This window comes from Pseudomonas sp. 32A (assembly GCF_052682255.1).
Genome location: NZ_JBQYLY010000001.1, coordinates 3,752,187 through 3,778,229, shown reverse-complemented (window position 1 = coordinate 3,778,229; position 26,043 = coordinate 3,752,187). Strand labels below are relative to the sequence as shown.

The 26,043-nt window shown below is 62.5% G+C and carries 22 protein-coding genes and 4 pseudogenes; 10 read left to right on the top strand and 16 right to left on the bottom strand.

Annotation, left to right across the window (positions count from 1 at the left end):
- Nucleotides 1-155 precede the first annotated feature (155 nt).
- Nucleotides 156-1,397, top strand: coding sequence for an MFS transporter (locus ACUN0G_RS17320; RefSeq protein ID WP_421526034.1), 1,242 nt, complete (start codon nt 156-158; stop codon nt 1,395-1,397).
- Here the strand turns inward: ACUN0G_RS17320 and ACUN0G_RS17315 are convergent.
- From ACUN0G_RS17315 to ACUN0G_RS17300, 4 genes are all read right to left on the bottom strand, one after another.
- Nucleotides 1,394-3,577, bottom strand: coding sequence for a xanthine dehydrogenase family protein molybdopterin-binding subunit (locus ACUN0G_RS17315; RefSeq protein ID WP_445573895.1), 2,184 nt, complete (start codon nt 3,575-3,577; stop codon nt 1,394-1,396). The two genes, ACUN0G_RS17320 and ACUN0G_RS17315, sit on opposite strands and share 4 nt — an antisense overlap.
- On the bottom strand, nt 3,574-4,563 hold the full coding sequence (locus ACUN0G_RS17310; RefSeq protein WP_421526035.1) for an FAD binding domain-containing protein: 990 nt from the start codon (nt 4,561-4,563) through the stop codon (nt 3,574-3,576). The genes ACUN0G_RS17315 and ACUN0G_RS17310 overlap by 4 nt, the downstream gene beginning before the upstream one ends.
- A complete protein-coding gene (locus ACUN0G_RS17305; RefSeq protein WP_258348292.1) occupies nt 4,560-5,084 on the bottom strand; it encodes a (2Fe-2S)-binding protein in 525 nt (174 codons plus the stop codon). Before ACUN0G_RS17305 ends, ACUN0G_RS17310 begins: the two co-directional genes overlap by 4 nt.
- Nucleotides 5,085-5,190: 106 nt before the next feature.
- The gene (locus ACUN0G_RS17300) at nt 5,191-5,643 is read right to left on the bottom strand and encodes a DUF4879 domain-containing protein (RefSeq protein WP_445573894.1); all 453 of its coding nucleotides are present in this window, start codon (nt 5,641-5,643) and stop codon (nt 5,191-5,193) included.
- A 200-nt stretch (nt 5,644-5,843) separates the two neighbouring features.
- Between ACUN0G_RS17300 and ACUN0G_RS17295 the strand changes: the two genes are divergently transcribed.
- Complete coding sequence (locus tag ACUN0G_RS17295; protein ID WP_003215557.1) at nt 5,844-7,139, top strand: NCS2 family permease; 1,296 nt, start codon at nt 5,844-5,846, stop codon at nt 7,137-7,139.
- Nucleotides 7,136-8,215, top strand: coding sequence for a tRNA (uridine(54)-C5)-methyltransferase TrmA (trmA, locus tag ACUN0G_RS17290; RefSeq protein ID WP_445573893.1), 1,080 nt, complete (start codon nt 7,136-7,138; stop codon nt 8,213-8,215). The genes ACUN0G_RS17295 and trmA overlap by 4 nt, the downstream gene beginning before the upstream one ends.
- 163 nt (nt 8,216-8,378) lie before the next feature.
- Here trmA and ACUN0G_RS17285 read toward each other — a convergent pair.
- Nucleotides 8,379-8,537, bottom strand: a pseudogene (locus ACUN0G_RS17285) (TolC family protein); the annotation flags it as partial.
- Here ACUN0G_RS17285 and ACUN0G_RS17280 point away from each other — a divergent pair.
- A pseudogene (locus ACUN0G_RS17280) lies at nt 8,538-8,609 on the top strand (hypothetical protein); the annotation flags it as partial.
- Between the two features lie 163 nt (nt 8,610-8,772).
- On the opposite strand, the pseudogene ACUN0G_RS17275 reads toward ACUN0G_RS17280, so the two are convergent.
- Nucleotides 8,773-8,931, bottom strand: a pseudogene (locus ACUN0G_RS17275) (TolC family protein); the annotation flags it as partial.
- Between ACUN0G_RS17275 and ACUN0G_RS17270 the strand changes: the two are divergent.
- A pseudogene (locus ACUN0G_RS17270) lies at nt 8,932-9,003 on the top strand (hypothetical protein); the annotation flags it as partial.
- 163 nt (nt 9,004-9,166) lie between these two features.
- On the opposite strand, the gene ACUN0G_RS17265 reads toward ACUN0G_RS17270, so the two are convergent.
- The 7 genes from ACUN0G_RS17265 to ACUN0G_RS17235 form a co-directional block, all read right to left on the bottom strand.
- A complete protein-coding gene (locus tag ACUN0G_RS17265) occupies nt 9,167-10,495 on the bottom strand; it encodes a TolC family outer membrane protein (protein WP_445573892.1) in 1,329 nt (442 codons plus the stop codon).
- Nucleotides 10,492-11,823: an HlyD family type I secretion periplasmic adaptor subunit gene (locus tag ACUN0G_RS17260; RefSeq protein ID WP_445573891.1), complete on the bottom strand. Its 1,332-nt coding sequence runs from the start codon at nt 11,821-11,823 to the stop codon at nt 10,492-10,494. The genes ACUN0G_RS17265 and ACUN0G_RS17260 overlap by 4 nt, the downstream gene beginning before the upstream one ends.
- On the bottom strand, nt 11,820-13,562 hold the full coding sequence (locus tag ACUN0G_RS17255; protein WP_445573890.1) for a type I secretion system permease/ATPase: 1,743 nt from the start codon (nt 13,560-13,562) through the stop codon (nt 11,820-11,822). The genes ACUN0G_RS17260 and ACUN0G_RS17255 overlap by 4 nt, the downstream gene beginning before the upstream one ends.
- An 87-nt stretch (nt 13,563-13,649) precedes the next feature.
- Nucleotides 13,650-14,270 carry a heme acquisition protein HasA gene (locus ACUN0G_RS17250; RefSeq protein ID WP_421552842.1) on the bottom strand — a complete coding sequence of 207 codons (621 nt, stop codon included), beginning with the start codon at nt 14,268-14,270 and terminating at the stop codon, nt 13,650-13,652.
- An 81-nt stretch (nt 14,271-14,351) separates the two neighbouring features.
- The gene (locus ACUN0G_RS17245) at nt 14,352-17,012 is read right to left on the bottom strand and encodes a TonB-dependent hemoglobin/transferrin/lactoferrin family receptor (protein WP_445573889.1); all 2,661 of its coding nucleotides are present in this window, start codon (nt 17,010-17,012) and stop codon (nt 14,352-14,354) included.
- 134 nt (nt 17,013-17,146) lie between these two features.
- The gene (locus ACUN0G_RS17240; RefSeq protein WP_258348305.1) at nt 17,147-18,136 is read right to left on the bottom strand and encodes a FecR family protein; all 990 of its coding nucleotides are present in this window, start codon (nt 18,134-18,136) and stop codon (nt 17,147-17,149) included.
- 63 nt (nt 18,137-18,199) lie between these two features.
- Nucleotides 18,200-18,721, bottom strand: coding sequence for an RNA polymerase sigma factor (locus tag ACUN0G_RS17235; RefSeq protein ID WP_093204841.1), 522 nt, complete (start codon nt 18,719-18,721; stop codon nt 18,200-18,202).
- Between the two features lie 205 nt (nt 18,722-18,926).
- Between ACUN0G_RS17235 and aroQ the strand changes: the two genes are divergently transcribed.
- Both aroQ and ACUN0G_RS17225 read left to right on the top strand, forming a co-directional pair.
- Entirely contained in the window at nt 18,927-19,364 is a 438-nt protein-coding gene (gene aroQ, locus ACUN0G_RS17230; RefSeq protein ID WP_445573888.1) for a type II 3-dehydroquinate dehydratase, read from the top strand.
- Complete coding sequence (locus ACUN0G_RS17225) at nt 19,361-20,227, top strand: shikimate dehydrogenase (RefSeq protein WP_445573887.1); 867 nt, start codon at nt 19,361-19,363, stop codon at nt 20,225-20,227. The genes aroQ and ACUN0G_RS17225 overlap by 4 nt, the downstream gene beginning before the upstream one ends.
- Nucleotides 20,228-20,287: 60 nt before the next feature.
- Here ACUN0G_RS17225 and ACUN0G_RS17220 read toward each other — a convergent pair whose 3' ends face one another.
- The gene (locus ACUN0G_RS17220) at nt 20,288-20,953 is read right to left on the bottom strand and encodes a TetR/AcrR family transcriptional regulator (RefSeq protein WP_258348313.1); all 666 of its coding nucleotides are present in this window, start codon (nt 20,951-20,953) and stop codon (nt 20,288-20,290) included.
- Nucleotides 20,954-21,024: 71 nt separating this feature from the next.
- A complete protein-coding gene (quiC, locus tag ACUN0G_RS17215; protein WP_445573886.1) occupies nt 21,025-22,923 on the bottom strand; it encodes a 3-dehydroshikimate dehydratase QuiC in 1,899 nt (632 codons plus the stop codon).
- Between quiC and ACUN0G_RS17210 the strand changes: the two genes are divergently transcribed.
- Nucleotides 22,922-23,059: a hypothetical protein gene (locus tag ACUN0G_RS17210; protein ID WP_157721300.1), complete on the top strand. Its 138-nt coding sequence runs from the start codon at nt 22,922-22,924 to the stop codon at nt 23,057-23,059. The genes quiC and ACUN0G_RS17210 overlap by 2 nt on opposite strands.
- Before the next feature lie 120 nt (nt 23,060-23,179).
- Complete coding sequence (locus tag ACUN0G_RS17205) at nt 23,180-24,514, top strand: MFS transporter (protein WP_063026959.1); 1,335 nt, start codon at nt 23,180-23,182, stop codon at nt 24,512-24,514.
- Nucleotides 24,515-24,519: 5 nt separating this feature from the next.
- Here the strand turns inward: ACUN0G_RS17205 and ACUN0G_RS17200 are convergent, their stop codons facing one another.
- Complete coding sequence (locus ACUN0G_RS17200) at nt 24,520-25,398, bottom strand: DMT family transporter (protein WP_258348322.1); 879 nt, start codon at nt 25,396-25,398, stop codon at nt 24,520-24,522.
- A 186-nt stretch (nt 25,399-25,584) separates the two neighbouring features.
- Between ACUN0G_RS17200 and ACUN0G_RS17195 the strand changes: the two genes are divergently transcribed.
- Entirely contained in the window at nt 25,585-26,001 is a 417-nt protein-coding gene (locus ACUN0G_RS17195; protein WP_017477865.1) for a hypothetical protein, read from the top strand.
- The last annotated feature ends 42 nt before the right edge of the window (nt 26,002-26,043 follow it).

Here is a 26,043-nt window from a genome sequence, read left to right as displayed (position 1 = left end):
ACCCGCTGTAAGAGCGGAACCATAAGTGGCCGTTACCGCAGCAACGGATATGTACCCAATCAGCTGCACATATCCCCCGCCCAACCCACCTACGCAACTATTGGTTACAAGTTGGTGATAACCTCACCGTTCCCCCACCCAGACCCGTCTCCCCGATGCCCAGTGAACCCGCGCTGCTGTTACGTCACCACCGCCCTTTCATCGCGTTCTGGCTGGCGCGGATATTCACCGCCAGCGGCTTCCAGATGCTCACCGTGGCCATCGGCTGGAACCTCTACCAACTGACCGGCAACGTGCTGGACCTGGGTTTGGTCGGCCTGGTGGAATTCGTGCCGCGGGTGCTGTTCATGCTGCACACCGGCCATGTGGCCGACCGCTATGAACGGCGCAAGGTCGCAGCCATCTGCCAGACCGTTCAAGCCTTGATCGCGCTGTCCCTGGCGATCGGCGGACTGACCGGCAATGTCACCCGCGAGATGATTTTTATCCTGGCATTCCTCCTGGGCGCAGCCCGCTCGTTTGAAATGCCCACCACCCAAGCCATGCTGCCGAGCATAGTGCCCACCGCACTGTTCCCCCGCGCCGTAGCGTCGTCGCAATCGGCACAGCAACTGGCCACCATCGTGGCGCCAGCGTTGGGCGGTTTGTTATACGCCTTCGGCAGCGTCTGGGTGTACGGCCCCACGGTGGTACTGTACCTGATTGCCTGCGTCCTGACCCTGAACCTGCCCGCACGCCAGACGCCCTTGAACAAGGCCAAGGCGACCATGGACTCGCTGCTGGCCGGGATTCGTTTTATCCGCAGCCGGCCGGACATTCTCGGGGCGATTTCCCTGGACCTGTTCGCCGTACTGCTGGGCGGCGCCACCGCGTTGCTGCCGGTGTTTGCCAAGGACATTCTGCTGACCGGAGCATGGGGCCTCGGGCTGCTGCGTTCGGCGCCAGCGGTCGGGGCCTTGTTGATGTCGTTGTGGCTGGCACGGTTTGCCGTGGACCGGCATGTGGGGCGGATCATGTTTACGGCGGTTGGGGTGTTTGGCGTAGCCACCATTGCATTCGGCCTGTCGACCTCGTTCTGGTTCTCCCTGGCCGTGCTGGTGGTATTGGGCGCAGCGGACATGATCAGCATGGTGATCCGCGCCTCGTTCGTGCAACTGGAAACCCCCGATGAAATGCGCGGCCGGGTGAGCGCGGTCAACGGGCTGTTTATCGGCGCGTCGAATCAGTTGGGCGAGTTTGAGTCCGGGATCACCGCCCACTGGTTCGGCACCGTGCCCGCCGTGGTCATGGGCGGCATCGGCACGTTGGTGGTGACCGGGGTCTGGATCAAACTGTTCCCGACCCTGGCCAACCGCGACCGTATGCATGTACCGGTGGAGGAACCCGCCAAGGTTTAGAACACCTTGTCGAGGGTGACGGGAAAGTCCCGCACCCGCTTGCCGGTGGCGTGATACACCGCGTTGGCCACCGCCGCCGCCACCCCGACAATCCCGATCTCGCCGACGCCCTTGGAACCCAGGGCGTTGACGATCTCGTCGTGTTCTTCGACGAACAGCACGTCAATCTCGCCAATGTCCGCATTTACCGGGATGTGATACTCGGCCAGGCTGTGATTCATATAGCGGCCTAATTGATGGTCAATCTGCGTCTCTTCATGCAACGCCATGCCAATACCCCAGACCACACCGCCGAGAATCTGGCTGCGGGCCATCTTCGGATTAACCACGCGCCCGGCCGCAATCGCACTGACCACCCGGCTGACCTTGATAGTGCCCAGGTCCTCATCCACCCGCACTTCGACAAACACCGCCGAATGCGTGGCTGAGGCGTAGCCTTCGCGCTGCTTGCCCGGCTCGCAGTCCACCTGCACCTCCAGCGCCTGCTCGCCGCTGTCCTGAACCAGTTGCGCCAGGGAGATGCGTTGGTCACCGGCATGCAGCTGGCCGTTTTCAAACCGCGCTGATTCGGCGTCTTTAAAGGCGGGGTAAGTCTTGCGCGCAATCTCCAGCAGCTTGGCATTCAACGCCTCGCACGCCTGTTGGACCGCGCTGCCCACCGACGACACGGTAAACGAGCCACCCTGCAGCGGCGCCGTCGGCAGCGAGGAATCCCCCAGCAGGAACGTCACGTCACCCACCGGAACACCACTGGCCTGGGCCGCAATCTGGGTCATGACCGTATAAGTGCCGGTACCGATATCGGTGGTGGCACTGCTGACCGTAAGCTTGCCCAGGTGATCGATCCGCGCCTTGGCGCTGGCCTTCATTTGCAAGGCCTCCCACACACCGCCGGCCATGCCCCAACCGATCAGTTGGCGACCATAACGCATGCTTCGCGGTTCCGGGTTGCGCTGGCTCCAGCCGAAACGCTCGGCACCTTCGCTGTAACACTCACGCAAGGCTTTGCTGGACCAGGGCTTGTCTTCGTTCTGATTGCGCTCGGCGTAGTTGATCAGCCGCAGTTGCACCGGGTCGATGCCCAGGGTGCAGGCCAGTTCGTCCATGGCGCACTCCAGGCCGATCAACCCGAGGGCTGCGCCGGGTGCACGCATGTCCAACGGCGTGGACACATCCAGCGGCACCAGTTTGTAGGTCAACAGCACGTTGTCGCAGTGGTAGAGCATGCCGCTCCATTCCACCACGTGCTCGCTGAAGTCCTCAAAGCGCGAGGTCTGGCCGATGGCGGTGTGGCCCAGGGCGAGCAAGCGACCATTGGCGGCCGCGCCCACTTGCAGGCGCTGCAAGGTGCGCGGGCGATAGCCGAAGGTAAACATCTGCTGGCGTGTGAGGGTGACGCGCACCGAACGCTTCAAGGCCAGCGATGCCATCACCGCCAGCGGCAACTGGTACTGCGGCCGCAGGCCGGAACCGAACGCACCACCGACAAACGCAGCGAAGATTCGCACCTGGCTCTTATCCAGGCCGAAGACTTTCTGCACGTAGGCCTGGCAGTTCTGCGGGCCCTGGGTCTTGTCGTGGATATGCAGGGTGCCGTCGGGCTGATATAGCACGGTGCTGGCGTGTGGCTCCATCGGGTTGTGGTGTTCGATGGGCGTGCTGTAGTGCAGATCCAGGCTCGTGGCGGCGCCGGTCCATTCGGCCTGGAAGTTGCCGCGCGGCTTTGGCGGTGTTTGCGGCGATGGGTGGGCCTGTTCCTGCAAGGCCAGCAGGTCGGTCTCGGCAGGCTCGGCGGCGTATTCGATCTCCACCAGAGAGCCGGCATGACGCGCCAGTTCCAGGTTATCGGCAATCACCAATGCCAATGGCTGGCCGCTATACAGCACGCGGTCGTTGTACAGCGGGCGAAATGGCGAGCCATCGGCGGCATCGGCATCGGCGTAGCTGTCGTCGTAGCTGGCGAGTTTCGGGCGATTGAGGTGATCAAGCACCATCACTACCCCGGGCAGCGCCAGGGCTTTGGAAGCATCGATGCGGACCACCCGGCCCTTGGCGATGTTGCTCGACACCACACTGCCGTGCAGCAGGTCATCCTCGGGGAATTCCCCGGCATATCGCGCTTGCCCGGTCACTTTGAGCAGACCGTCCACCCGGTCCAACGGCTTGCCGATCGCACTCATGATGTGGCTCCCGCAACAGCGGCATCGCTCAGGGCGCGAATGATCGCGCGGCGTGCCAGTTTGATCTTGAAGCCGTTGTGCTCCAGCGGCTCGGCGTCCAGCAACAAGGTTTCGGCGGCAGTGCTGAACGTTTCGCGGCTGACGGACTGGCCGATCAGCGCGGCTTCCACCGCGCGGTCACGCCAGGGTTTGTGGGCGACGCCGCCCAAGGCCAGGCGGGCGTCGACAATCACGTCACCTTCCAGCTCCAGCGCCGCCGCGACGGATACCAGCGCAAACGCATAGGAAGCGCGGTCACGGATTTTCAGGTAGTGACTGTGGGCAGCCAGGTGGTCAGCGGGCAACTCGATAGCCGTGATCAACTCATCATCGGCCAACTGGTTATCCCGCTGGGGTGCATCGCCCGGCAGTCGGTGGAAGTCGGCAAACTCGATCACCCGCGCACCGCCCCGACCCTGCACATGCACCCGGGCATCCAGCGCGGCCAGGGCCACGCACATGTCCGAAGGATGGGTGGCGACACACTGATCGCTGGCGCCGAGAATCGCATGGATACGGTTCAAGCCGACCCGCGCCGGGCAACCGCTGCCGGGCTCGCGTTTGTTGCAGGGCACGGCAGCGTCATAGAAGTAGTAGCAACGGGTGCGCTGTAACAGGTTGCCGCCGGTGCTGGCCATGTTGCGCAATTGCGGCGAGGCGCCGGCGAGGATGGCTTGGGACAACAACGGGTAGCGTTGTTCGATCAGCGGGTGCCAGGCCAGGTCGGCGTTGCTCACCAGGGCACCGATCATCAGGCCGCCTTCAGGGGTTTCTTCCACCTCGCGAAGCGGCAGGCCGGTGATATCGATCAGGTGCTCGGGGCGGCTGATGTTTTCTTTCATCAAGTCCAACAGGTTGGTACCACCGGCAATAAATCGCGAGGCCGGGCTGACCAGGTGCACCGCCTCCTGCACATCCACCGGTTTGCTGTAATGGAAGGGATTCATTGCTCACCTCCCTGCGCACGGCACGCCGGCAAGGCTTCTTCGATGGCATCGCGAATATTGTTGTAGGCACCGCAGCGGCACAGGTTGCCGCTCATCAGTTCCTGGATTTGCGCAGTGTCGTGGGCGCGGCCTTCACGGGCCAGGCCCACCGCCGAGCAAATCTGCCCCGGCGTGCAGTAGCCGCACTGAAAGGCGTCGTGCTTGATAAAGGCCTTTTGCATCGGGTGCAGGTCGTCGCCCGAGGCCAGGCCTTCGATGGTGGTCAACTCGGCACCGTCGCACATCACCGCCAGGGTCAGGCAGGCGTTCACCCGTTTACCGTTGAGCAACACGGTGCAGGCGCCGCACTGGCCGTGGTCGCAGCCCTTCTTGGTGCCGGTCAGGTCCAGTTGCTCGCGCAGCAGGTCCAGCAACGTGGTCCAGGGCAATACGTCGAGTGAGTGGTCCTGACCATTGAGGGTCAAGCGTATGGAGTGGGCGACGAACGGCTGGGCCGCCGCGCCATTGGGGGTCGCGCTCATAAACACCTCACGGGTTGGTGTGCATCCGCGGCGTTCAGAAAAGTCGCCGTCTTAGCGGTCCGACTTCCGGAGTTTATGAGCGTTCAAGGCAATTGATGGGTGGCGATCAGCGAATGCTGAGGGTGGTGACCAACTGGTTGCGCGGTGGGTTGATCGAGGTGTTGCTGTACTGGAACGTGCCGCCAGCTTCGACATTATCCAGCTGGAACGTATAGATGTAGCCCATCAACGTTCCCGCGCCGCTGCATGGCTGGCTGATGGAACCCACCTGGCAGATGGCGGTGGTGCTGATACGGGGCACCGGCGCGCCGTCGAAAAACGCCTGGGAGCTGTTGCCCAGGCCGACTTCCATCACGTACACCAGCGTCTGCCCACGGTGCGTGCACATCTGGGTGCTGGCGGCCCGTTCAGGGATGGTTTCCGTGCAATTGGCCGACTGCACCTTGAACACCCGTACCTCGCTCAACGCCGGTGCAGGCGCGCCCCACGTCGGTGCTGCACCGAGCCACAGGCCGATACAACCGAACAGAGCTAGACTCCAGGCGCTGGCTTTTTTCATGCTGTCGATGACCCTGTAATAAACGTCGGCGCAGTATGCCTCAAGGCCATGATCAAGCCTATGCGCCACTGGCCCTCGGCTGCTGGTATGATGCGCCGCTTTTTCCGATCCTCTCTGGAACCACAGCCGCTTGGCGCAGTTTGTGCTTTGACTTAGAGGTCAACAAATAACGACGCAAAATAGCGTCACAGGGAGCAGGCATGCTGGAAAAGCTGTTTCAACTCAAGGCACACAACACAAATGTGCGCACCGAGATTCTCGCGGGCGTCACCACCTTCCTGGCCATGGCCTACATCCTGTTCGTCAACCCGAGCATCCTCGGCGAGACCGGCATGGACAAGGGCGCGGTCTTTGTCGCGACCTGCCTCGCGGCGGCCATCGGCTCCACCGTGATGGGCCTGATTGCCAACTACCCGATTGCCCTGGCACCGGGCATGGGCCTCAACGCATTCTTCACCTACACCGTTGTCCTGCACATGGGCCATACCTGGCAAGTGGCGCTGGGTGCCGTGTTCATCTCGGCGGTGCTGTTCTTCCTGCTGTCGATCTTCCGCATCCGTGAATGGATCATCAACAGCATCCCGCTGCCGCTGCGCTCGGCGATTGCGGCGGGTATCGGCCTGTTCCTGGCGTTGATCGCCCTGCACAACGCCGGCATCGTGGTCAGCAACCCGGCCACCATGGTGGGCCTGGGCGACCTGAAACAACCGGCACCGATCCTCGCCACCCTCGGCTTCGCGCTGATCGTTGCGCTGGAAGCCTTGAAAGTGCGCGGCGCGGTATTGATCGGCATCCTGGTGGTGACCATCGCCTCCATCGTGCTGGGCTTCACCCCGTTCGGCGGCGTGATGTCGATGCCACCTTCGCTGGCGCCGACCTTCCTGCAACTGGACATCAAAGGCGCCCTGGACATCGGCCTGGTGAGCGTGATCTTCGCGTTCCTGTTCGTCGACCTGTTCGACAACTCCGGCACCCTGATCGGCGTCGCCAAGCGCGCGGGTCTCATGGGCAAGGACGGCCACATGCCGAAAATGGGCCGTGCGCTGATCGCTGACAGTACGGCGGCCATGGCCGGCTCGCTGCTGGGCACCTCGACCACCACCAGCTACATCGAATCGGCGGCGGGCGTGAGCGCCGGTGGCCGTACCGGTTTGACCGCCGTGGTGGTCGCGATCCTGTTCCTGCTGGCGCTGTTCTTCTCGCCACTGGCGGCCAGCGTTCCGGCCTTCGCCACCGCACCGGCGCTGCTGTTCGTCGCCGTGCTGATGACCTCGGGCCTGGCCGAAATCGACTGGGACGACATCACCGTCGCCGCGCCGGTGGTGATCACCGCCCTGGCGATGCCATTCACTTATTCCATCGCCAACGGCATTGCCTTCGGTTTCATCGCCTGGACCGCCATCAAGCTGCTTTCGGGCCGCTACCGTGAGCTGAACCCGGCGCTGGTGATCCTGTCGATTCTGTTTGTGATCAAGCTGGGCTGGTTCAACGCATGACTTTTGACGCCGCAAGCTACACCGTTCAACTGGAAGAAAAGGTCACGCGCTTGCGTGACCTGCTGGCGCCGTTCGACGCGCCGGAGCCTCAGATTTTCGACTCGCCGTTGCAGAACTTCCGCCTGCGGGCGGAGTTCCGCCTGTGGCGCGAAGAGGGTCAGCGCCACTACGCAATGTTCTCCCAGGACGACAAGCGCACGCCGATCCTCATCGAAGAGTTCCCGATTGCCAGCCTGCGCATCAACCAGTTGATGCCGCAGCTCAAGGCCGCCTGGCAAGCCAGCGCCGCCCTGAGCCACAAGCTGTTCCAGGTGGAGTTCCTCACCACCCTGGCCGGCGACGCGATGATCACCCTGTGCTATCACCGCCCGCTGGACGAGCATTGGCATACGGCAGCGAACAAGCTGGCGGCGGATCTGAACGTCAGCATCATCGGCCGCTCCAAGGGCAAGCGCGATGTGATCGGCCGCGATTACGTGGTGGAGAAACTCGACGTCGGCGGTCGCACCTTCAGCTATCGCCAGCCCGAAGGCGCGTTCACCCAGCCCAACGGCACCGTGAACCAGAAGATGCTCAACTGGGCGTACGACGCTTTGGGCGACCGCAGTGATGACTTGCTGGAGCTGTATTGCGGCAACGGCAACTTCACCCTGCCCCTGGCCACCCGCGTGCGCAACGTGCTGGCCACCGAAATCAGCAAGACCTCGGTGAATGCGGCCCTGAGCAACCTCGATGAAAACGCGGTGGATAACGTCACCCTGGTGCGCTTGTCTGCTGAAGAACTGACCGAAGCCTTGAACGAAGTGCGGCCGTTCCGACGCCTGCACGGTATCGACCTCAAGAGCTACGAATTCGGTAGCGTGTTCGTCGACCCGCCGCGTGCCGGGATGGACCCGGACACCTGCGAACTGACCCGGCGCTTCGAGAACATCCTCTACATTTCCTGCAACCCGGAGACGCTGGCGGCGAACATCGCGCAACTGCATGACACGCACCGGATTACCAAGTGCGCGCTGTTTGACCAGTTCCCGTGGACGCACCACATGGAATCGGGTGTGTTACTGACCCGGCGTTAAATCCCCAGCACTGCACAGATCAAAATGTGGGAGCCGTCGAGCTTTAGCGAGGCCGCGATGGCGGTAGGTCAGACAGAAAAACGTCATCAGTCCCGCCGCCATCGCAGCCTCGCCAAGGCTCGACAGCTCCCACAATCGACCGGTGTGTTGGCAAATATCGCCATCATGCCGACGGCTGGAAATACCCCGCCAACGCCCGCAGATCCTGCTCGTTCAGCAACCCCGCAAAATACTTCAGCTGTATCCGCGCCAGCAGATACGCATGCCGCGCATCCGCCAGGTCGCGGCGTGCCGTGAACAGTTGCTGCTCGGCATCCAGCACAAGTGCGCACTGTTTGACCAGTTCCCGTGGACGCACCACATGGAATCGGGTGTGTTACTGACCCGGCGTTAAATCCCCAGCACTGCACAGATCAAAATGTGGGAGCCGTCGAGCTTTAGCGAGGCCGCGATGGCGGTGGGTCAGATAAAAAAATGTCATCAGTCCCGCCGCCATCGCAGCCTCGCCAAGGCTCGACAGCTCCCACAATCGACCGGTGTGTTGGCCAATATCGCCATCATGCCGACGGCTGGAAATACCCCGCCAACGCCCGCAGATCCTGCTCGTTCAGCAACCCCGCAAAATACTTCAGCTGTATCCGCGCCAGCAGATACGCATGCCGCGCATCCGCCAGATCGCGGCGTGCCGTGAACAGTTGCTGCTCGGCATCCAGCACAAGTGCGCACTGTTTGACCAGTTCCCGTGGACGCACCACATGGAATCGGGTGTGTTACTGACCCGGCGTTAAATCGCCAGCACTGCACAGATCAAAATGTGGGAGCCGTCGAGCTTTAGCGAGGCCGCGATGGCGGTGGGTCAGATAAAAAAATGTCATCAGTCCCGCCGCCATCGCAGCCTCGCCAAGGCTCGACAGCTCCCACAATGGATCGATGTGTTGGCAAATATCGCCATCATGCCGACGGCTGGAAATACCCCGCCAACGCCCGCAGGTCCTGCTCGTTCAGCAACCCCGCAAAATACTTCAGCTGTATCCGCGCCAGCAGATACGCATGCCGCGCATCCGCCAGGTCGCGGCGTGCCGTGAACAGTTGCTGCTCGGCATCCAGCACATCGAGGTTGACGCGCTCGCCACCGGTCACGCTTTTCTTCGTCGCCGTCACCAGGGCGGTGGCCGAGCTGACCGCCATTTCATACGCCCGCACTTTGGCCGCGCCGCTGGTGTTGAGGTTGAATTGCTTGCGCAGTTCGATCAGCGTCTTGGCGGTTTGCGCGTCCAGTTCATATTGCGCCTGGGACAGTTGATTCGCGGCCTGGCGGGTTGACGCCGACACCGAGCCACCGGCAAACAGCGGCAAGCTCACCTGGATGCCGACGCTGTTGGTGTCGTACTTCTGGTTGTAGCTGCTTTCCGAATCGGAGCTGGTCTGGCGGCTGCTCGCATACAGGCTGACCTTGGGCATGTGCCCGGCGCGCTTGCGCTCCACTTCGTACTCGGCGGCGTCCAGCGCGTGGTGCTGGGATTTGAGTTCCGGGTTGTTGGCCATCGCCAAGTCGCGCCAGGTTTCGAAGCGATTGGGTTCCAGCGGCGGAATGTCGAACTGTCGGGTCAGAGGCGCCAGCTCTTCTATCTGTAACGGCTCACCGACTATCGCTTCGAGTTCGCGCAAGGCAGCGTCCTGGGTGTCCAGCGATTCGATCTCTTCGGCCTGGGCCAGGCTCAGGCGCGCCTGGGTTTCCAGCAGGTCGGTGCGGGTGCCCTCGCCGCCCTTGAGCAGCCGTTTATTGAGTTGCAGGCGCTCGGCATACGCGCGTTTCTGGGCGCGGCTCAGCTCGATCCGCTCCTGGGCCAGCAACGCCTGGCTGTAGGCGCTCAACACCCGTACCGCCAGCTCCTGGCTCTTGCCGCGAAAGCGCTCATCGGCAAACAGCGCCTGCGCTGCGCCCTGGCGATAGCGCGCATAGGCTTCGTAATCGAGCAGCGGTTGTTGCAAGGTCAGGGTCGACGCATAGCTGCGGTAATCACGGTCGCTGGTGACATTGCCCACCGCCGTCGACTGGGTGACTTCGGATTCGTTGCGCGAGTTGTTGTAGCTCCAGGACAGGTTCGGCAGCAGTCCGGCGCGACCGATGATGCGGTTTTCCTCGCCGGCCTCGCGTTCCTGGATCGCCGCCTGAAACGTCGGATCGTTGCGTAGCGCCAAGTCATAGGCATCGAGTAATCCCAGCGCCTGGACCGAACCGCTACAGGCACAGCACAGGCTGAATACCAGCGCCTTCATTCTTCCACCAACGCCATGTGAGTCCGATCCAGCAAGGGTTTGAACAGGTAGTTGAGCATCGAACGCTCACCGGTTTTGACGAACGCTTCCACCGGCATGCCCGGACGAACCTGCAAGCCGTCTAGCTGGCGCATGCCGGCGGCGCTGACCTGGGCGCGCACGGTGTAATACGGTTCGTCGGTGCGCTCATCGACCTGGCGGTCGGCCGACACCAGCGTCACTTCACCGGCAATGCGCGGCGTGGTGCTCTGGTTGAAGGCCGAGAACAGCAGCTCCACCGGCAAGCCCGGGTGCACCTTGTCGACCATCTGCACCGGCACCCGCGCCTCCACCAGCAACGGTTCGCCCTGGGGCACGATGTCCATCAATGCCTGGCCGGGCTTGATCACACCGCCTTCGGTGTACACATCCAGCCCAACCACCACGCCGGCCGCCGGCGCGCGCACCAGGCTGTTGGCCAGTTCGAACTCAGCCGAGGCCAGGCGGTTACGCAGGTCGTCGCTGCGGGTACGGGTTTCCGCCAGTTGGCCGCGCAGGTCTTTCTGGAAGTCTTCGCCCAGCTGGCGGATGCGCAGGCGCAGTTCGAGAACTTGCCGTTGCAACTGGCCAATGCGGCCGAAATCCTCGGCAATCGCGCCGTCGAGCTGGGCGTACAGGCGCTCACTTTCCAGCAGCCGATTGCGCGGGATATAGCCGTCCCGCGCCAGCTCCCGCAGGCCTTGCAGTTGCTCATTCATGGCGGTGCGTTGCAGTACTTTGCTGGCCTGGGAATCCCGGGTGCCACGCAGTTGCGCCTCGGCCCCGGCGATGGTTTCCCGCAGGCCTTGCTGCTCCGTCGCCAGGGCTTGGGCACGGCTGCTGAACAGTTGCCGTTGCAGGCTCAAGGTGGCAGCGGCGTCCGGATCGCTCAGCAGCTCGGGACCAAAAACGATGGCCGACAAGCCTTCACTCTCGGCACTCAAGCGCGCTTCGCTGGCCTGGGACGCGATGAACTGGCTGCGCAAGGACTGCATCTGCCCGCGCAACGGGGTTTCCTTCAAGCGGATCAATACCTGGCCGGCGCTCACCACCTCGCCATCGCGCACCTCGATCCGTTCGACGATCCCGCCCGCCGGGTGCTGCACCGTCTTGCGGTGCCCCGAGACCATGACTTTTCCGGACACCGCCACACCCTTGTCCAACGGCGCCAGTGCGGCCCAGCCGAGAAACCCGGCAAACCCGCCGAGCACCAGCAGCCAGCCCAGGCGCGCGTATTTTTTATCGTCCAGCGCCAGTACGTTATTCACGGGCGGCACGCTGTTGTCCGCCACAAGCACAGGTCGATTCATGCTTTTTTTCCTTCACCGAGGCGGTAGCTCATGCTCATCGTCGACACCGGTTTGGGCGGCGCTGCTGCAGGTTTCTGCGTGGCCTCCAACACCCGAACCGTCGGCCCGAACGCTTGCAGCTGGCCATCCCGCAGAATCAACAATTGATCGGTCAGGGTCAGCACGTTGGTCTTGTGGGTGATCAACACCAGCGTGCGGCGCTGCGCCTTGAGCGAGGTGATGGCCTGCAGCAAAGCCTGCTCGCCGGCTTCGTCGAGATTGGCGTTGGGCTCGTCCAGCACGATCAGCGCGGGCAAGCCATACAACGCCCGCGCCAGTGCGACACGTTGCTTCTGCCCGCCGGACAACCCGGCGCCGCCCTCACCCAGTTGGGTGTCGTAGCCTTGGGGCAGTTGCAGAATCAGTTGATGCACGCCGGCCATTTGCGCGGCGGCCAGGACCTTGTCCGAATCCACCGCGCCGAAACGCGCGATGTTGTCAGCGATGCTGCCGGCGAACAGCTGGATGTCCTGTGGCAGATAACCAATGTGTGGGCCGAGTTGCTGCTTGTCCCATTGCGCCAGGTCCGCGCCGTCCAGGCGCACCTTGCCGGCCATTGGTGCCCAGGACCCCACCAGCAGGCGCGCCAGCGTCGACTTGCCACAACCGGACGGCCCGATCACGCCCAGCACTTCACCGGCAGGAAGACTGAAGCCGAGGTTGGCCAGCGCAGGTCGACGACTGCCCGGCGCACACGCGCTCACCTGCTCCACCGTCAACTGGCCGCTGGGCGCCGGCAAGCTCATGCGCTCCGTACGCGCGGGGTTGGCCGCCAGCATCACTGACAAACGCTCATAGGCCAGGCGTGCCGAACTCCACTGTTTCCACACGCCGATCAACTGGTCGATGGGGCTCAGTACCCGGCCCATCAGGATCGAACCGGCGATCATCATCCCCGGTGTAATCGCCCCTTGCACCGCCAGCAACGCGCCCAAACCGAGGACCAATGACTGCAACGCCAGGCGCACGCCCTTGGACCAGGCACTGATGGCCGCAGTCTTTTCACTCGCCAGGTTCTGCGCCGCCAGAAACGCCTGGTGCTGGGCAAACCAGCGTGCGCGCAAGGTCGCCAGCATGCCCATGGCTTCGATGGTTTCGGCGTTGCGCAGGTTGGCCGTGGCCTGCTGACTGGCGCTGATGGACAGTTGCGTGGCCTGGGCCAACGGCGCCTGGCAGATGTGCTGGTTGGCCCAGGCGAAGGCCACCAGGATCACTGCGCCGGCCAGGGCCAGCAGGCCGAGCCAGGGGTGGAACAGGAAGATCACCAGCAGGTACACCGGGAACCACGGCGCATCAAAAAACGCGAAAAGCGCCTGGCCGGTGGCGAACTGGCGCAAGGCCGTCAAGTCGCTGAGCGCCTGCCCCGCTGCCTGGGTGCCGCCTTTCAGTTGCGCCTCGAACGCGGCGTCGTACACCCGCTGGTTCAGGCGCATGTCCATCTGCGTACCGAGGCGAATCACCACCTGGCTGCGCACCCACTCCAGCGCGCCCATCAAGCCGAACAAGCCGAGGATCATCAGCGTCAGCATCAACAGGGTCATCTCGTTGCCGGAGGCCAGCACTCGGTCATAGACCTGCAACATGTACAGCGCCGGGGCCAGCATCAGCAGGTTGATCACCGCCGAGAACAGGCCAATGTTAAGGAAGCCGCTTTTATAGGCGGTGAGGGCGGCCAGGGTTTCGTTGCCGGCATGGCGCATCGGGGAATTCTCATGGGGGAAATCGGGAAACACCGAAAGCCGATGAAGGCGTGATCCTTCATCGGCTTGTTTCATGCAGCCAAGGCGTCAGGCGGCCAGGGCAAAGTCCTGAGGCACGTCCTGCACGCCTACCAGGGCCACGTCGGCCGCCGCGAACGACGTCGAATCCGCATGAGCCACACCCGCTGCGGCCAGTTGGTCGAAGGTGGAGTTGACCGACAGGCTTGGGTCGATGTCCTTGAGCAGGGAATCGATCGCCGAGGCGAGTGCCGAACTGTCGCCGCTCATCAGGCCGTAGACGATCTGGTGCACCTGGCCCGCACGACCTTCGGACTGCAGGCTCTCAAGGCCCAGGTTGGTGAAGCTGACTTCCTGGTCGGCGAGGCTGTAGCTACCGCCGGCAGCGCCGCCCGTCAGGACAGTGCCCAGGTTGAGGGCGTCGAGCGAACCCCACAACGTGTGCGACGGCGGGTTGAACAGGGTGTAGTGCAGGTCGCCGTCAGCGACCACCGCCGCATTGCTGACCGTGCTGGACACGCCATATTGGGTACCGTCGAACGGCCCAGGATTGAAACCACCAGTGTTCGAACCCTCTTTGACCGAACCTTCACGGTGGTTCAGGTCGCCAAAGTAAGCCGACCAGTCGCTCAGGTACTCGGCAACGGTATTAGCGGCATAGGCCGTGCTGTATGAAATAGAAATGCTCATGCAAAACTCCAAGTCATGGGGTGGTAACTCCGCAGCAAGCCAGTGCCTGCTGTGGCTTTGCCCGTCACTGGGCAAAATCGGTCAGAACTGATATTCAACGGTGCCCTGCAGGGTGCGCCCACGGCCGAGGGTGAAGGCCAGCACGTCGCCCAGCGGCACCAGGTACGCGCGGTCGGTGACGTTTTCCATGGCCAGGCGCAGCGTCAACTGATCAGTAGCGCGGTAGCTGCTGTAAAGGTCGTAGACGGTGTAGGGTTTCCAGTCAGCGGGGTAAACGCCGGTTTGCGAGGTGGTCACGCCGACGCCGCCTTTTACGTAGTAACCGGCGCTGTAGCGGGCGCGGACACCCACATCCAGCTTGCGCTCGAAGAAACGCGCGCCCAGCGTCGCGGTGCCACGGTCCATCGGCATGTGCTCGGAGGAACCGAGGATGGCGTTGCAACCCACGGCGGCATTGGCCACGTTGTCCGGCACCATGGCGTCCACCGGCCTACGGTTACCTGGCCGGCTCTGGATCTTGGTCACGCCGCCGAGCCAGGCGGTGTTGCTGCAGAACTTGTTGCTGCCGAGCATGCGGGTGTAGTTGACCTGGCCGTAGGCAAACCCGGCGTCGTAATCCAGTTGGTATTCGAGGCCGCGAAAACGGGTGGTCTCCAGGTTGTTCACATACGCCGCATTGCCAATGTTGGCGATGCCATAACCGGGTGGCTGCACCCCCAGGGCCATATAGGAGAAGTCATCGACGCGGGTGTTGAAGTAGGACACTTTCACGCCCACACGGTCGCCTTCCAACAGCAGGTCTTGCTTGAGCACGTTGAACCCGACCTCCCACGCCGTGGACTTCTCGGGCTTCAAGTAAGGGTTGGGCAGGATCGATTCCGAGCCACCGCCATGGGGCCGGCCGCTGACCAGGGTTTCGGTGACCGCCGGAGGACGCCAGCCCTTGCCGTATGTGGCGAACAGCTGCAGCCAGTCGACACCCGGCTTGATCGACAGGCCGAAGGTCGGCGAGAAATGCCCCTCCTCCCGGTCAACGTCATAGGCCACGGGTACGCCGATCTGGCGGGTGGTGCCGATGATGAAAGTGCGGGTGTTCAACCCGGTTTCGCCCCGCAGTCGATAGCGGTCGTAACGCAGCCCGGCATTCAGGTTCAGCCAGTCGTCGTAGTCGTAATCCAGGCGACCGAACAGGCTGCCCATCGCCCGGTCACCTTTGGGGGTGATGCTTTCCAGCGCGGAAGCCTCAACCGCAGAGCCAGCCTCCACCGGTTGGTTGGAGTCCGGCCGGACCTTGTCGTAGAAAAACTCCAGCCCGTAGTTGGCCTTGAGCACGGACAGCTCGCTCAAGGCAAAGGTCGAGGTGTTCTGCGCCTGTACGCCATAGGTGTCGGTTTGATAGGTCACGTCGTAGCCGGGTGTGCGGCCACGGGCCAGCGTGGACTGGTCATTGCGGGTGTCGACGGCGTAGAGCTTGGCCTTGAAGTCGATCAGCGGATTGTCCGGCGTGTAGCTGTAGTCCAGCGCGAGGTTCTGTGCCTTGACGTTGCTGCTGCCGAGCTTTTCCCATAATTGAGGTTTTTCGGCGGTCATCATGTTGACGTCGTCGTAGTCGACTTCGGTCAACAGGTAGCTCAGTTGCAAACGCTGGTCAGCCGGCAAGTTGAGACCGAGCTTGAGCAGACGCGAACGCATCACCGAGCCCGAATAGGCGACCTGGGTATTCTTGATGCGATCCTGGCTGGCCGGTATGAACGCCGTGCCGGTACGCAGGTCGCCGATGCTGCCCTGGGTGCCGGGGTCGTAATCCCCCAGATGCCGCTCACTGGCCGCCACCAGCATGTCCCACACATCGGTGCCGACGGCAAACGCCGAACTGCCGATAAAGTGCGTACCGTTGCTGAGCCCGCCGAGGCCCGTGGTGACACGAATGCGCCCGCCGATTTGCTTGCCGTCCTTGAGCAGGTCAGCCGCCTCCACGGTACGAAAGTTGGCAACCCCGCCAATCACTCCTGCACCGCCCATGGTGGAGGTCGCGCCCTTTTCGATCACCACCTCGGACAGCAACTCCGGGTCGACATACAGCGTGCCGTTACGTTGCTGGTGACCGCTCTGCTGATAATTCTGGCGCATGCCGTCGACCGACATGTTGACCCGGCCATAGTCCTGGATCCCGCGAATATTCACCGACAGGCCCGGGTCCTGCTGACTGACCGCCGAGTAGACCCCAGGGGCCTCTTCCAGCATCTCGGCGGCATGGCGCGGCGGGTTGCGATCCAACTGTTCACGCCCCACCACACTGACCGAGCGCGGCGATGAGTACACCCAGTCATTCCTGTGCTGGCCGGTGATCGTGGTGGTCGCCAATGCCAACGCAGCGTTGGCCGGCTGTTCAACCCGGGTCAGGGTGACCTGGCGGGCGCCGGTAAAGCGGTACTCCACCGGCGCGGCACCGAGCAAACGGCCGAGGCCTTCGTGCACGCTGAAGCTGCCCTTGAGCGCGGTGCTGCTCAACCCTTGCAGGCGCTGGCTGTCGAACAGCACCTGCAAGCCGGCCTGGTCGGCGAAGCTCAGCACGGCACTGCCCAAGGGTTGCGCAGCGATGTCGAACATCAAGGTAGCGGGCTGGGATGCACCAGCCGGCGCCTCGGCGGCCTGCACCTGGCAGGCAGAGGCGAACAGCCCCAAGTGAATGGCAAGGGCCAACCGGCTGCCGGTGATACGCCCCTTGGTGATTGCAGACATCTACGTTATCCCTTCGCTGACCATTCTTGTTTATGCGAATACTTCTCACTTAACAGGACGTGTCAGGCGTGGGAACTCAGTAAGGTTTTTTTGAAAGTTTTTTCGAAGGCTGGAAATGGGGCCTGGCGACCCCATCAATAGATCAGGCTAAGCCCCGCCAGATCGAAGCGCTGCACCTGCAATTCTTCGGTCAGGGTACCGAGGGCGGTGTCGAGCATGTCAAGACGGAACACGCCGCTGACTTCACGGGTGCCCAGGTCGGCGTCGGTCAGTACGACCTTGCCAGGCCGGTAGCGGTTGAGTTGCTCGATGACCTTGGCCAGTGGCAACCGGTCGAAGATCAGCACCCCCCGCCGCCAACTGGTGGCGCGCTCCAGGTCGAGGTCATCAAGGGCGACCACGCCGTTTTCGGGACTGTAGCGCGCAGCCTGGCCTTCCTTGAGCACGGTTTCTTTCTGCGGCAGCGCCTGGAGCGTCACCGCCACACTGTGCTGCAACACGCCGACCCAGGCCTGCCGGTCATCTTCCCGCTCGACCACAAACCGCGTGCCCAAGGCGCGAGTTTGCCCGCTGGCGCTTTGCACCACGAACGGCCGCTTTTCCTCGCCGGCCATGGGCGCCACATCAAAGATCGCCGAGCCCTTGATCAGGCTGATGCGCCGCTGCACACCGTCAAACTCCAGCTTGATTGCACTCGCAGAATCCAGCTGCACGCTGCTGCCGTCGGCCAGGTGCACGGTGCGCACTTCGCCCTTGTGAGTCACGTAATCGGCCTGCAGGTGCAGCAACGCCTCGGGCCCGCGCACCCAGCCGACGCCGGCCGCCACCAGCAACAGCGCGACACTCGCTGCCACGCGCCACGGCTTGCGGCGCCGAGAGCCGCGCACCGGCGCAGCGGCGGTGGCTGGGCGCTGGCGATGCACCGTCTCATCACGATGCACCTCCCCCAGCGCCGCCCACGTCTGCTCGGCAAAGCGCAGCGCCGCTTCATGGCGGCTGTCCCTGGCGATCCATTGGCGCAGCTCGGCTTGCTCCTGATCGGTCAGGGCACCGGCGTGCAGGCGCACCGCCCAATCGGCAGCCGCCTCGGTAATGCTGTGCTGTTGCGGACCCGGGCTATTCACGTGTGAATCTCGAATTTTTCGTTATGTAACGCTGTGACGTCTGACCCCAGGTTTGTCGGTAATTCATTCGTCGGATGGCCCCGCCTCGCCTTCCTGCAAACGCTGCATGACATACGCCAGCGCCTTGGCCAGGTGCTTTTGCACTGAGCTGTCGGAAATATCCAGGTGCCGTGCGACCTGGGCATGGGTCATGCCCTCGATGCGGTTGAGACGGAAAATCTGTCGGGTACGCTCCGGCAATTCCGCCAGTGCCTGCTTCAATGCCTGCCGCTGTTGCTGCGCCATCGCCTGAGCCTCCAACCCGGCCATTTCGTCTTCAATCTCGGCCAGCGCCTCATGGGGCACGGAGTCGGTCTTGCGCCGTGCTTCCTGGCGAATATGGTCGATCAGCAGATTGCTGGCCGTGCGATAGAGATAGCCCTGGGAGTTGTCGATGCGCTCGCCGACCGGCTTTTGCGCCAGGCGCAGGAAACTCTCCTGCACCAGGTCTGCGGCCAACTGCGGGTCCCGTACCTTGCGCGCGAGATACCCGCGCAGGGTATCGGCGTGCTTGAGAAACAGGCCTTTGAGATCCACGTCCGACAAACCGACTCCCTGGAATGTAAAGGAAACAGGCGGGCATCTTAAGCGTTGTCGAGAATGATTTTCAATTGATATCAACTCTGATCTGCATAACGGTGGTTTTCATTCTGCGTTCGATAATCGAACGGTTCCCACCCAGGTGATTGACCAAATTAACCATCCAGTACATTTTATCGGCATACATAAAAACAACAGTGGAGAACCCTTCATGCCCATCGTGCTGGTGCTCAACGGCCCCAATCTCAACCTGCTCGGCACTCGCGAGCCCGCCACTTATGGCCACGAAACCCTGGCCGACGTCGCCGCCCTGTGTGGCCGCAGCGCCGAACAGCTGGGACTGAAAGTCGAATTCCGCCAGACCAACCACGAAGGCGAATTGCTGGACTGGATCCACGGCGCCCGCGCCCGTTGCGCCGGCATCGTGATCAACCCAGCGGCCTGGACCCACACCTCGGTGGCGATCCGCGACGCACTGGTGGCCAGTGAAGTGCCGGTGATCGAAGTGCATTTGTCCAACGTGCATGCCCGGGAAGCCTTTCGTCATCACTCGTTTGTGTCACCGATTGCCAAGGCGGTGCTGGCCGGATTTGGCAGCCATGGTTATCACCTGGCCCTCGAACATTTCAGCAAGACCTTGAAGGGATGAGCCCGGTGTCCAAACGTCGAATTCTCGCCGGCCTGATAGGCGCCGGCATCCAGGCCTCCCGTACTCCAGCCCTGCACGAGCGCGAAGGCGATGCACAGGGCCTGCGTTACCTGTATCGCCTGATCGACCTCGACCAGTTGCAAACAGATACCCGCGCCCTGCCCGACCTGTTGATGGCCGCCGAGCAGATGAACTTTACCGGCTTGAACATCACCTACCCGTGCAAGCAGGCGATCCTGCCGCTGCTGGACGAACTGTCGCCCGAAGCGCGGGGCATCGGCGCGGTGAATACCGTGGTGCTTTGCGACGGTAAACGCATCGGCCACAACACCGACTGCCTGGGCTTTGCCGAAGGTTTTCGCCGAGGCTTGAATGATGTGGCTCGCACGTTCGTGGTGCAGATGGGCGCAGGCGGTGCCGGCGCGGCAGTGGCCCATGCGCTGCTGGGCGAAGGCGTGGAACGCTTGAGTATTTTTGACGTGGACGCCGAGCGCGCCCGCAGCCTGGCGGATAACCTCAACCAGCATTTTGGTGCCGGTCGGGCCCAGGCCGGCAATGACCTGGAAAGCGCCATGGCCGAAGCCGACGGCCTGGTGAATACCACACCGATGGGCATGGCCAAGCTGCCGGGCATGCCCGTACCGCTGGACACCTTGCGCGCCGACTTGTGGGTAGCGGAGATCGTGTACTTCCCGCTGGAAACCGAACTGCTGCGCAACGCCCGCGCCTTGGGCTGCCGCACCCTGGATGGCGGCAACATGGCGGTGTTTCAGGCGGTGAAGGCGTTTGAGTTGTTCACTGGCGAAGTGGCGGATGCAGACCGCATGCTCGCGCACTTCCAGAGCATGACCACCCAACTGTAGAAACCGGATCAGAAATGTGGGAGCGGGCTTGCTCGCTCCCACATTTGCTCAGTGTTGAACTCAGGCCTGCAAATAGCGCAACACCGACTCGCAGATCATCGCCCGATGCCGCTGTTTGACCGCCTCATCAGACAACTCGATCTGAAAGATCTCGCTGAAGGTGTGGCGGTTGGACACCCGGTAAAAGCTGAACGAGTTGATCAGCAGGTGCACGTCCAGCGGCTCCAGCCCTTCGCGGAACAGCCCCATCTGCGCCCCACGGCGTAACGTGGTGCCGAGGGCTTCGAGGATGTTGCTGTTCATCGCCTTGATGGACGTCGACTGCTTTACGTACTCGGCGTTGTGGATATTTTCGATGCTCACGATCCGCACAAAATCCACGTTCTGATCGTGGTGATCAAAGGTAAATTCCACCAGCCGGCGAATCGCTTCCCGGGGCTCCAGGGCCGTCAGGTTCATCCGGGTCTCGGTGTTGCGAATGTCGCCGTAGAGCTTCTCCAGCACCTCGACGTAGAGCTGTTCCTTGCTGCCGAAGTAGTAATAGATCATGCGCTTGGAGGTCTGGATACGCTCCGCGATCGCGTCCACTCGGGCGCCGGACAGACCCTGCTGAACAAATTCGACGATGGCTTCCTGGAGAATGTTCTCGCGGGTCTTTTCCGGGTTGTTCTTGCGGCTCTTGCGCGGCGCAGTGGCCGCGGCGGGAAGCTCGGAAGTCAGGGTCATGGTGCGCTCACGGCCTTAGGTGCAGGCGGTGATTATGGGCCGCGCCGCACGCCGAAGGAAGCGCCAGCACCTTACAACCTGGCCTGGCGCGCCGCTCCGCTGCGGGACTTGGCCATGGCCGCCAGGCGCACCGCCACGTTGGCCGCGCCGTAACCGGTGTAACCGTTCTTGCGCTGGATGATCTCGAAGAAAAACCGTCCTTCGAACGGCTCGGTGTAGACGTGAAACAGTTCACCGCCCTGGGCATCGCGGTCATACAGCACGTTGTAGTACGCCAGCTGGCTGAGGAACTCGTCGTCGAAATCAAACCGCGCCGCCAGGTCATCGTAGTAGTTCAGCGGGATATCCAGCAGCGGCACACCGGCATCCTTGGCCCGGCTGACCTCGGCGAAAATGTCCGCGCAGTCGAAGGCAATGTGGTGCACGCCCGAGCCGCGATAGCTCGACAACGCGTGGGAAATCGCGGTGTTGCGGTTTTCGGAAATATTCAGCGGCAGGCGAATCGAGCTGCAGCGACTGCGCAGTGCCCGGCTTTTCACCAAGCCGTAGGGGTCGGGCAGCACCACTTCGTCATCGGCTTCGAAATCCAGCAAGCTTTTGTAGAACAGCACCCAGCTGTCGAGGCTGTCGGCGGGCAAGGCCATCGCCATGTGGTCGATGCGCAGCAGGCCGCCGCTGGCAGCGCTTGCGGGTTGCAGGTTGAAGTCGGTGTCGTAGAGGCCGCCTTCGTTCTGGTCTACCAGGTAGATCAGGCTGCCATCCGGTGCGCGCACCGCCGCCAGCTCCAGCTCGTTGGGGCCAACCAGCCCGCGATACGGCTGGCCCTTGTAGGCCACCGCCCGCTCCAGGGCCTTGGCGCTGTCCTTCACGCGGATCGCCGTGGCGCACAACGACGGGCCGTGGGCCTCGAAGAAGTTGTGGGCGAAGGAATAGGGTTCACAGTTGAGGATCAGGTTGATATCACCCTGGCGCAGCAGACTCACGCTCTTGGAGCGATGCTGCCCGGCCTTGACGAAGCCCAGGCGCTCCAGCCATGAAGTGAGCTTGGCGCCGAGGTTTTCATCCACGGCAAATTCCAGGAATTCAATGCCGTCGTATTCGCTGGCGGCCGGGGTTTCGAACAGAATCTCGGGGACCGGTTTGGCTTCCTCCGCCAGCCGCTGGCGGGTCTTCTCTTCGAGGTACAGCAGCGAGCGCAGGCCGTCGGCGGCGTTGGCCCGGGTCGGTGCGGCGCGGAAGCCGTCGTTGAAGATTTCCAACGACAACGGCCCGGTGTAGCCGCTCTTGATGATGGGGGCGAGAAAGCCCGCCAGGTCGAATTCGCCTTGCCCGGGGAAGCAGCGGAAATGCCGGCTCCATTCCAGTACATCCATCGCCAGGATCGGCGCGTCGGCCATCTGCACAAAGAAAATCTTGTCGCCGGGGATTTCGGCAATAGCGCTCGGGTCGCCCTTGAGGGACAGGGTGTGGAAGCTGTCGAGCAACACGCCCAGGCTCGGATGATCGATCTTGCGCACCAGGTTCCACACCTGTTGCCAGGTGTTGACGTGTCGGCCCCAGGCCAACGCTTCATAGCCAATGCGCAGGCCACGGCGGCCAGCGTGTTCGGCCAGCAGGCTCAGGTCATCCAGTAGAATGCTTTCATCGCCAACGGAATCGGCTGACGCGTTACTGCACACCAGCACCAGGTCGGTGCCCAACTCCTGCATCAAGTCGAACTTGCGCTCGGCTCGTTCAAGGTTGCGCGCCAGGCGGTCGCGGCGGCAGCCCTCAAAATCCCGGAACGGCTGGAACAAGGTGATGGCAATGCCGAGGTCGGCGCACATCTGCCTGACTTCACGCGGGCTGCCGTCGTAATACAGCAGATCGTTTTCGAAGATTTCCACGCCATCAAACCCGGCAGCCGCGATGGCTTCGAGTTTTTCCGGCAGGGTTCCGCTCAAGGAAACGGTGGCGATGGAGCGTTGCATGGGGCGACTCCCGGCAGATGAAGCAGGTCTTATTTACGGCAAATTATTGGCCGCCAGGTTCATCACAGCAATTGAAATGTACGAACCGGTTAGTTTTATGGGCGATTATCGAACAGAATGGCAATCGGCGAATTGACGATTTTTTAGCCTCTGCGCACCATCGACAGCACATTGAGTCCCGCTCGGGTTGAGTGGCCTCGGTTAACCAAGACCCTGAACACACCATAAAAATTTCAAAAAAAACGGGTACTTCCTCATGCCTTCGCAAAATCCCGCCGTGGCCGTGCGCCACAGCAATCCCCATAGCGGCATCGGCGACAAAATCCGTGGCGCCATGGCTGTCGGTAAAACCCGCTGGGGCATGCTGGCCCTGGTGTTTTTCGCCACCACCCTGAACTACATCGACCGCGCCGCCCTCGGCGTGATGCAACCGATCCTGGCCAAGGAAATGAGCTGGACGGCGATGGACTACGCCAACATCAACTTCTGGTTCCAGGTGGGTTACGCCATCGGCTTTGTGCTGCAAGGCCGGCTGATCGACCGGGTCGGCGTCAAGCGCGTGTTCTTCTGCGCGGTGCTGCTGTGGAGCCTGGCCACCGGCGCCCACGGCCTGGCCACCTCGGCGGTGGGTTTTATGGTCTGCCGGTTCATTCTCGGGCTGACCGAAGCGGCCAACTACCCGGCCTGCGTCAAGACCACCCGCTTGTGGTTCCCCGCTGGCGAGCGTGCCGTGGCCACCGGGATCTTCAATGCCGGCACCAACGTCGGCGCAATGATGACGCCGATGCTGCTGCCGCTGATCCTCCACGTATGGGGTTGGCAGGCCGCCTTCCTGTGCATGTCGGCACTGGGCGGGATCTGGCTGTTGTTCTGGGGTTTGAAGTACTACAACCCGGAAGACCATCCAAGCGTTAAGCAATCGGAACTGGACTACGTGCAGCAGGAAGTCGAACCGGAACAACCCCGCGTGCCGTTCAGCCGCATCCTGCGGATGCGCGGCACCTGGGCCTTCGCCCTCGCCTACTCGATGACCGCACCGGTGTTCTGGTTCTACCTGTATTGGTTGCCGCCGTTCCTGAATCAGCAATACAACCTGGGCATCAACGTGACCCAGATGGGCATTCCGCTGATCATCATTTACCTGACGGCGGACTTCGGCAGCATCGGCGGCGGGATTCTGTCTTCGTTCCTGATCGGCCGTGGGATGAATCCGATCAAGGCGCGGCTGTTGTCGATGCTGCTGTTCGCCTGCTGCATCGTCGGGGTGATCATGGCCGCCGGTTCCAGCCAGCTGTGGGTCGCGGTGTTTGCCATCTCCCTGGCCATCGGCGCACACCAGGCCTGGACGGCCAACATCTGGAGCCTGGTGATGGACTACACGCCCAAGCACATGATGAGCACGGTGTTTGGCTTTGGCGGCATGTGCGCGGCCATCGGCGGGATGTTCATGACTCAGATCGTCGGCCACATCCTGACCGTGACCAACAACAACTACACCGTGCTGTTCACCCTGATTCCGGCGATGTACTTCATCGCGCTGATCTGGATGTACTTCATGGCGCCACGCAAGATTCCGACCGTCGAGGTCTGAATCGCCTACTTGCGCCGCTGCTGCCAGGCAGCGGCCAACCCGCTCAGGCAGATCACCCCGATCCCGACCACCGTGGTCAGGTCCGGGGTGTGATTGAACACCAGCCAGCCCAACAACCCCGCAAACACGATCTGGCAATAGCCGAACGGCGCCAGCAGGGCCGGCGCCGCGAAGCGGAAGGCCTGGGTCAGCATCAAGTGGGCGGTCATCCCGCAACTGCCCAGCGCCAGCATCAACACCCCATGCCACAGGCTCGGCACTTGCCAGAAGAACGGCACCAGCGCACTCATCACCAAGGTGTTGCACAGCCCGGCGAAGAAGTTGCTGGTGGTGGGCGTGTCGTACTTGCTGAGGATGCGGGTGAGCAGTTGGTAGAAGCAGAAGAACAGCGCGGACGTCAGCGGCAACAACACCGCCGGGGTGAACAGCTCACCGCCCGGGTGCACAATGATCAGCACCCCGATGAACCCGCAAATCACCGCCAGCCATTGGCCACGGGTCACATGCTCACCCAACAGCGGCACCGACAAGGCGGTGACCAGGATCGGCGCAAGAAAGTTGACCGCCGTGGCCTCGGCCAACGGGATAAAGTGCAACGCCGCCGTGAAAAACAGGCTGGTACCCAGCAAGCACAACGCCCGCGCCACCTGCAGCAACGGTCGTTTACTGCGCAGCACCCGCAGCCCTGATTGCGGCAGGAAAATCCCGGCCATCAACAGCGTATGCACCAGATAACGGGCCCACACCACCATCACGATCGGGTAAAACCCGGCCAGGTATTTGGACAGCGCGTCGTGGCTGGAGAACAGAAAAGTGGCCACCACGATCAGCAAAATGCCTTTGAGCGGGTGGTTGACGCCGGAAAGTGGGGTGCTGAGGGTCATTGCATTCTCTTGAGTGGCAGGCTGAAATGACCGCCGCATACCGCGGCATAATCTAGAACGGGTAAAGCGCCTCGCTCAAGAGCATAACCAAACACTGTTCGAACAGCGCACTAAATTGCGGTTTTCCAGTCCAACGCTTCACGCCGCCCCGCCCACTGCGCGTTTTTTAACCAAGGCCTTCGTACCATGAAAAAAACCCTGTTGATTCTTTCGACCCTGGCGCTGCTCAGCGCCTGCGACAAGCAAGCCGAGACCGCCAAGGCGCCGGCGCCGCCCTCCGTCCAAGCGACGCTGGTACCGGAAGTGCTGCCCACCGACAAATGGGTCGGCAAGTGGATTGGCGTCGAAGGCCTGAACCTGACCATCGCCAAGGACGACAGCATCGGCCGTGGCCACTATGTACTGACCATGAAATACGGCCTGGATGACGATGATTCCGGCACCTTCAAGGGCCAGGCATCCGAAGACGGCATCACCTTTGAACGCCCGGACGGCCCGCAGATTCTGAGCGCCGGCGACGGCGAAGCCACCGGCCTGAAATGGCTGGCCGACAAGAAAGACTGCCTGATCGTCGACACCGGCGAAGGGTATTGCCGCGACTGACACCCATAACTTCCCGCTGGACACCCATTACCTGTGGCGAGC

Coding starts and splice junctions, on each gene's coding strand:
- ACUN0G_RS17295 (WP_003215557.1), top strand. CDS start 5,844: ATGCTGGAAAAGCTGTTTCAACTCAAGGCACACAACACAAATGTGCGC.
- ACUN0G_RS17250 (WP_421552842.1), bottom strand. CDS start 14,270: ATGAGCATTTCTATTTCATACAGCACGGCCTATGCCGCTAATACCGTT.
- ACUN0G_RS17195 (WP_017477865.1), top strand. CDS start 25,585: ATGAAAAAAACCCTGTTGATTCTTTCGACCCTGGCGCTGCTCAGCGCC.
- ACUN0G_RS17205 (WP_063026959.1), top strand. CDS start 23,180: ATGCCTTCGCAAAATCCCGCCGTGGCCGTGCGCCACAGCAATCCCCAT.
- trmA (WP_445573893.1), top strand. CDS start 7,136: ATGACTTTTGACGCCGCAAGCTACACCGTTCAACTGGAAGAAAAGGTC.
- ACUN0G_RS17225 (WP_445573887.1), top strand. CDS start 19,361: ATGAGCCCGGTGTCCAAACGTCGAATTCTCGCCGGCCTGATAGGCGCC.
- ACUN0G_RS17320 (WP_421526034.1), top strand. CDS start 156: ATGCCCAGTGAACCCGCGCTGCTGTTACGTCACCACCGCCCTTTCATC.
- ACUN0G_RS17305 (WP_258348292.1), bottom strand. CDS start 5,084: ATGAGCGCGACCCCCAATGGCGCGGCGGCCCAGCCGTTCGTCGCCCAC.
- ACUN0G_RS17210 (WP_157721300.1), top strand. CDS start 22,922: ATGGGGCGACTCCCGGCAGATGAAGCAGGTCTTATTTACGGCAAATTA.
- quiC (WP_445573886.1), bottom strand. CDS start 22,923: ATGCAACGCTCCATCGCCACCGTTTCCTTGAGCGGAACCCTGCCGGAA.
- ACUN0G_RS17310 (WP_421526035.1), bottom strand. CDS start 4,563: ATGAATCCCTTCCATTACAGCAAACCGGTGGATGTGCAGGAGGCGGTG.
- ACUN0G_RS17200 (WP_258348322.1), bottom strand. CDS start 25,398: ATGACCCTCAGCACCCCACTTTCCGGCGTCAACCACCCGCTCAAAGGC.
- aroQ (WP_445573888.1), top strand. CDS start 18,927: ATGCCCATCGTGCTGGTGCTCAACGGCCCCAATCTCAACCTGCTCGGC.
- ACUN0G_RS17315 (WP_445573895.1), bottom strand. CDS start 3,577: ATGAGTGCGATCGGCAAGCCGTTGGACCGGGTGGACGGTCTGCTCAAA.
- ACUN0G_RS17245 (WP_445573889.1), bottom strand. CDS start 17,012: ATGTCTGCAATCACCAAGGGGCGTATCACCGGCAGCCGGTTGGCCCTT.
- ACUN0G_RS17255 (WP_445573890.1), bottom strand. CDS start 13,562: ATGCGCCATGCCGGCAACGAAACCCTGGCCGCCCTCACCGCCTATAAA.
- ACUN0G_RS17220 (WP_258348313.1), bottom strand. CDS start 20,953: ATGACCCTGACTTCCGAGCTTCCCGCCGCGGCCACTGCGCCGCGCAAG.
- ACUN0G_RS17300 (WP_445573894.1), bottom strand. CDS start 5,643: ATGAAAAAAGCCAGCGCCTGGAGTCTAGCTCTGTTCGGTTGTATCGGC.
- ACUN0G_RS17265 (WP_445573892.1), bottom strand. CDS start 10,495: ATGAAGGCGCTGGTATTCAGCCTGTGCTGTGCCTGTAGCGGTTCGGTC.
- ACUN0G_RS17260 (WP_445573891.1), bottom strand. CDS start 11,823: ATGAATCGACCTGTGCTTGTGGCGGACAACAGCGTGCCGCCCGTGAAT.